Raw genomic sequence first — 5,641 nt, forward strand, 5'->3', positions numbered from 1 at the left:
TACTGGTTGCGGGTGTAGGCGAGGCTGAACTCGCCGCGGTTCGCGAAGTACACCGAGACCAGGTACGCCGGGTCGGTGGCGAGCAGGCCGCGCTGGAGGTCGCCGCCGTCGTTGCCGTCGTCCCAGCCCCAGGCGGTGTTGGCCGCGTTGTCCTTGCCGTTGTCGCCCCGGAAGGTGCCCCAGCTCGCGAAGGTCGCGGTGTTGTCGCGCTGCGCCCACAGGCCGCCGGTGGTGAAGGTGTCGACCAGGCGGTAGCCGACCGAGCGGTCGTTGCCGCCGGACGGGACCTCGCCGGTGGCCGCGGGCACGTAGACCACGCCGTCGCCGCCGGGGAACTCCGCGCCGTTCCACGCGTACAGGCCGTGGCCCTTGGCCTCCTGGCGGGTGGTGGGGCGGTTGCCCTGGAGCCGCAGCGTGCCGTCGACGCCCTCCCGGCCGGAGGTGAAGGTGCTGCCGGGCGCGACGTAGGAGTAGAAGTCGCTGTGCGCCACGGTGACCACGGCTTCGAGCCTGCCGTAGGTCGAGCCGTCCTTGCGGACGGTGGCGAGCAGGCCCTCCATGTCGTTCTCGTGGGTGGTCAGCCCGAACGGGTCGGGCGCGTCGTCCCAGTCGCGCGGGTGGTAGAAGCTGTAGGTGATGAACCAGTGGGTCGAGGTCTCGACGACGGAGTAGTAGGCCGCGCCGGCGAGCCGGGCGAGCGAGTCGTCCTGGGCCTCCCAGTTGTTCTGGGCGTTCCAGTCGCCGTCGAAGTCCACAGTGGACAGGTAGTCGGCGTCGTAGTCCGACGAGTCCGTGTCCTGGTAGTGGACCGGGGCCCAGTGGTTCGCCAGGTCCGCGTCGCTCACGGCGTGCGCGGCGGGTGCGGCGAGGAGCGCGGGGAGCGCCAGCGCGGCGGCCAGGGCCGTGACGAGCTTGCGTGCGGGGGTCATGCTCCACCTCTTCGTCAGGGTTGCCCGTCGGAGCCAACGGGCCGTGCGGAACCCTGGGGTGAAGCGCCGGTCAACACAAGACGTTGATCAGGTGATCGTTGTCGGGGATCTTCGCCCCGATGCGCGGGAATCCCTATGAGGGCACGGTTTTCCACCTGATCGGCGGTTGTGCGGAGGTGGTGCGGAGGTGGTCGCGCACTGCTCGGGGCAGTGCGGGGACGGGTGCGAGCAGGCGGCGGCGCGGGTGGGTGGCGCGGGTGGCGCGGCGCGATCACTGCGGTGAGCCGAACCGCGGGAGCGGGTGCGGAGGGGCGAGCGCGGGGGTCGGGCGTGAGGGTCAGGCGGCGGGGAACATGCGTGCCATGCCGGGCGGCGGGGTGAACGGCCGCCAGCGCCCCGGCCGCTGGGCCAGCCGGTCCGCCACCACCCACAGCACCGACGCGTTGTAGCCGTAGCCGAGGTGGCTCGACGCCACCGCCACGTTCTCGTGCCGCCTGCCCGCCGGCGAGACGCACGACCGCCACGGCACGATCCCGTCCGACCGGGAGTACACCGACGTGGCGGGCACCGGGAACGGCGGCCGGGTGTGCTCGGGCGGCGGCGGTTCCGCGCCCGGCTCGTAGAAGCGGGCCAGCAGCCGGTAGACGGGGTTGATCCTGGTGTGGCGCGGGTCGGCCAGCGCGTACGGGCTGCCGAGCGTGATCACCTGCCGCACCGAGCCCGGTCGTTCGCGGGCCAGTTCCCGGGCGAACACGCCGCCCAGGGACCAGCCGACGAGGCTGACCTTGCCGTGCGCGGCCAGCTCCCGCAGCAGGTCGCGCATGCCCTCGATCGCGCCGACCGAGGGGCCGATGTTGCGGCCCAGGCCCCAGCCGTGGACGTCGTAGCCCAGGCTCGTGAGGAACCGGCGCAGCGGGCCGGTCGCCCGGTCCGTGGCGCCGAGGCCGGGCAGGACGAGCACGGTGTGGCCGTCACCGCTGGGCGCGGCGCGCAGCACCGCCCGGGTGGCGGCGAACTGGCCGATGTCGACCGCGGCGCGGGTCGGTTCGGTGAGGTACCAGAGCAGGCCGGGCTGGGCGGCCTCGACCGCGACAGCCGGATCCAGGTCCGGCGGGATGTCCGGCAGCGTCGTCATGGCCCCTCCCGCTCATCGTCGAGCGCCCTGGTCCCATGATGTTTCGCCGAACGGCAAACCGCCAGCACCGGCCAGTCTCGATTTCAGCCCCGGTCCAGCCAGTCCACCAGCCTGCTGCCGATCACCTCGGGGATCTCCAGCTGCGGCACGTGCCCGACGCCCGCGAACTCCTCGTACCGCCAGGACGGGTTGCGCCGCGCCGCCGCGCGGGCCGAGGCCACCGGCACCAGCCGGTCCTGGTCGCCGTGCACCAGGTAGACCGGCGCCTTCACGCGGCTCATCGCGGTGTAGTAGCGGCGGCTGGCGGCCCCGGTCCACACCACCGAGCGGGCGGCGGTCAGGAACGCCTCGTCCAGGCCGGGCACCTCGGCGCGCTGCTCCAGCAGGGTCATCGACGCGAGGACCACCTCCTCCGGCACCGCCTTCGCGTTCGCGCAGACGAGGTTGAGCACGCGCTTGACCTGGCGGCGCGTCGACACGCCCCGGCGCGACCGCTCCAGGAACCGCGCGCCCAGGCCGGGGACGACGTACAGCGCGAACGCGGCCGCCACCTGCGGGTCCATCCGGGTGCCCAGCGGCAGCGGGACGGCCGGGTCGAGCAGGGCCAGCGCGGTGACCGAGTCCGGGCGGCGGGCCGCGTGCAGGATGGAGATCATCCCGCCCATCGAGTTGCCGACCAGCGCCACGGGTTCGCGCACCACCTCGGCGAGGAACCGGTCGAGCAGCCGGGCGTTGGCGGGCACGGTGGTGCCGCGGCCCTCGGGGTGGGTCAGCCCGAAGCCGGCCAGGTCCACGGCCAGCACGCGGTGGCGTTCGACCAGGTGGGGCGCGAGCAGGCACCAGTTGAGGTGCGAGCCGCCCAGCCCGTGCACCAGGACTACCGGCGGCCCCTCGCCGCCGAAGTCGACGTAGTGCACCGGACCGTCCAGATCGACGTACCGGCTCGTCCCGCCCCAGTGGTCGAGTGTGGTCATACCGGTCAGTATGTCGGAACCTGGCTGGTCAGGGCGGAGCGACCCGGGGGAAACCCGCCGGGAGGGTCGTCGGCGGGCGGTCCCCCGACGGGCCTCCCGCGGCGCCGCCACCCGCACCGCCGACGGCGCGCCCCTACCGGTCCGGGGCGCGCCGGGCGGGTCGGGGTGCCCGATCGGAGCAGAGCGGGCAGGGCACAATGGCGTGCTGTGACCACTGCCATTCACCAGAGGATCGCCGACGAGCTCGGGGTGCGGGCCGGGCAGGTCAGCGCGGCCGTCGAGCTGCTCGACGGGGGTTCCACCGTGCCCTTCATCGCCCGCTACCGGAAGGAGGCGACCGGCGCGCTGGACGACGCCCAGCTGCGCACGCTGGAGGAACGGCTGGGCTACCTGCGCGAGCTGGAGGACCGCCGCGCGGCCGTGCTGGAGTCGATCCGGTCGCAGGGCAAGCTGGACGAGGCGCTGGAGGCGCAGGTCCTGGCCGCGGACTCGAAGGCCCGGCTGGAGGACCTCTACCTGCCGTACAAGCCGAAGCGGCGCACCAAGGCGCAGATCGCGCGCGAGCAGGGCCTGGAGCCGCTGGCCGAGGGGCTGCTGGCCGACCCGACCCAGGACCCGCAGGTGGCCGCCGCCGCGTACGTGACCGGCGAGGTCGCCGACGTCGCCGCCGCGCTCCAGGGCGCCCGCGCCATCCTGGTCGAGCGGTTCGGCGAGGACGGCGACCTCATCGGCGAGCTGCGCGAGCGCATGTGGGGCCAGGGGCGCGTCGCCGCCAAGGTCCGGGAGGGCAAGGAGGAGGACGGCGCGAAGTTCGCCGACTACTTCGACTTCTCCGAGCCGTTCACCAAGCTCCCGTCGCACCGCATCCTGGCGCTGCTCCGCGGTGAGAAGGAGGAGGTCCTCGACCTGGTCTTCGACCCGGCCGACGAGGACGAGCCCACCGGGTACGAGGCGCGCATCGCCGCCCGGTTCGGCATCGACGACCGGGGCAGGCCCGGCGACAAGTGGCTGGGCGACACCGTGCGGTGGGCGTGGCGGACCCGGATCCTGGTGCACCTGGGCATCGACCTGCGGTCCCGGCTGCGGGCGTTCGCCGAGGACGAGGCCGTGAAGGTGTTCGCGTCCAACCTGCGCGACCTGCTGCTGGCCGCGCCCGCGGGCACCCGCGCCACGATGGGCCTGGACCCCGGGTTCCGCACCGGCGTGAAGGTCGCCGTGGTCGACGCGACCGGCAAGGTCGTGGCCACCGACACGATCTTCCCGCACGTGCCCGCGAACCGGTGGGACGAGTCGATCGCCAAGCTGGCCGCGCTGGCGAAGAAGCACGCGGTGGAGCTGGTCGCCATCGGCAACGGCACCGCGTCCCGGGAGACCGACAAGCTCGCCGCCGACCTGATCAAGCGGCACCCCGACCTGCGGTTGACCAAGTGCGTGGTGTCCGAGGCGGGCGCGTCGGTGTACTCGGCGTCGGCGTTCGCGTCGGCCGAGCTGCCCGGCCTGGACGTGTCGCTGCGCGGCGCGGTGTCGATCGCCCGGCGGCTCCAGGACCCGCTGGCCGAGCTGGTGAAGATCGACCCCAAGTCCATCGGCGTCGGCCAGTACCAGCACGACATCTCCGAGACGAAGCTGTCGCGGTCGCTGGACGCGGTGGTCGAGGACTGCGTGAACGCGGTCGGCGTCGACCTGAACACGGCGTCCGCGCCGCTGCTGACCCGGGTCTCGGGCATCACCGCCGGCCTGGCCGAGAACATCGTGGTGCACCGCGACTCGAACGGGCCGTTCCGCACCCGCCAGGCGCTCAAGGACGTGCCGCGGCTGGGGCCGAAGGCGTTCGAGCAGTGCGCGGGCTTCCTGCGCATCCCCAACGGCGACGACCCGCTGGACGCGTCCGCCGTGCACCCCGAGGCGTACCCGGTGGTGCGGCGCATCCAGCAGGGCGCGGACAGCGCGGAGCTGATCGGCAACACCGCGGTGCTGAAGAAGCTGCGGCCGGAGGACTTCGTCGACGAGCGGTTCGGGTTGCCGACCGTGACCGACATCCTGCGGGAGCTGGAGAAGCCCGGCCGCGACCCGCGGCCCGCGTTCAAGACCGCCACGTTCGCCGACGGGGTGGAGAAGATCGCCGACCTCAAGCCCGGCATGGTGCTGGAGGGCGTGGTGACGAACGTGGCCGCGTTCGGCGCGTTCGTGGACGTCGGCGTGCACCAGGACGGGCTGGTGCACATCTCGGCGCTGTCCACCACGTACGTGAAGGACCCGCGGGACGTGGTGAAGTCCGGCGACGTGGTGCGGGTGAAGGTGCTGGAGGTCGACATCCCCCGCAAGCGGATCGGCCTGTCGCTGCGGCTGGACGACGAGCCGGGGCGCAAGGCGGCGCCCCGCGGTGGCCAGGCGCGGGACGGCCAGGCGCCGGACGGCCGGCGTGGCAGGCAGGGCGGTCAGCAGGGTGGCCAGCAGGGCGGTCAGCGCGGCGGCAACGGTCGTCCGCGCCGGGACGAGCGCCCGCCGGCCAACGGGGCGATGGCGGAGGCGCTGCGCCGCGCCGGCCTCGGAGGCTGAGGTTCGCCCGCGACCGGGGCGCCTCGTTCGGGGCGCCCCGGTCG

Annotated in this window: 4 protein-coding genes; 1 reads left to right on the plus strand and 3 read right to left on the minus strand. The window is 73.7% G+C overall.

Going from position 1 to position 5,641, the window contains the following annotated elements:
- The 3 genes from ACFV4N_RS38875 to ACFV4N_RS38885 form a co-directional block, all read right to left on the minus strand.
- Positions 1–929 (minus strand): hypothetical protein (locus ACFV4N_RS38875; RefSeq protein WP_499677687.1); only part of this gene is annotated, 929 nt, incomplete at its 3' end.
- A 337-nt stretch (positions 930–1,266) separates the two neighbouring features.
- On the minus strand, positions 1,267–2,064 hold the full coding sequence (locus tag ACFV4N_RS38880) for an esterase/lipase family protein (RefSeq protein WP_499677688.1): 798 nt from the start codon (positions 2,062–2,064) through the stop codon (positions 1,267–1,269).
- 83 nt (positions 2,065–2,147) lie between these two features.
- On the minus strand, positions 2,148–3,038 hold the full coding sequence (locus ACFV4N_RS38885) for an alpha/beta fold hydrolase (RefSeq protein WP_499677689.1): 891 nt from the start codon (positions 3,036–3,038) through the stop codon (positions 2,148–2,150).
- A gap of 207 nt (positions 3,039–3,245) precedes the next feature.
- Here ACFV4N_RS38885 and ACFV4N_RS38890 point away from each other — a divergent pair, with 207 nt between their 5' ends.
- Entirely contained in the window at positions 3,246–5,597 is a 2,352-nt protein-coding gene (locus tag ACFV4N_RS38890; RefSeq protein WP_499677690.1) for a Tex family protein, read from the plus strand.
- Positions 5,598–5,641: the final 44 nt, after the last annotated feature.

This window comes from Actinosynnema sp. NPDC059797, assembly GCF_042732085.1.
GTDB lineage: Bacteria > Actinomycetota > Actinomycetes > Mycobacteriales > Pseudonocardiaceae > Actinosynnema.

Coding starts and splice junctions, on each gene's coding strand:
- ACFV4N_RS38880 (WP_499677688.1), bottom strand. CDS start 2,064: ATGACGACGCTGCCGGACATCCCGCCGGACCTGGATCCGGCTGTCGCG.
- ACFV4N_RS38885 (WP_499677689.1), bottom strand. CDS start 3,038: ATGACCACACTCGACCACTGGGGCGGGACGAGCCGGTACGTCGATCTG.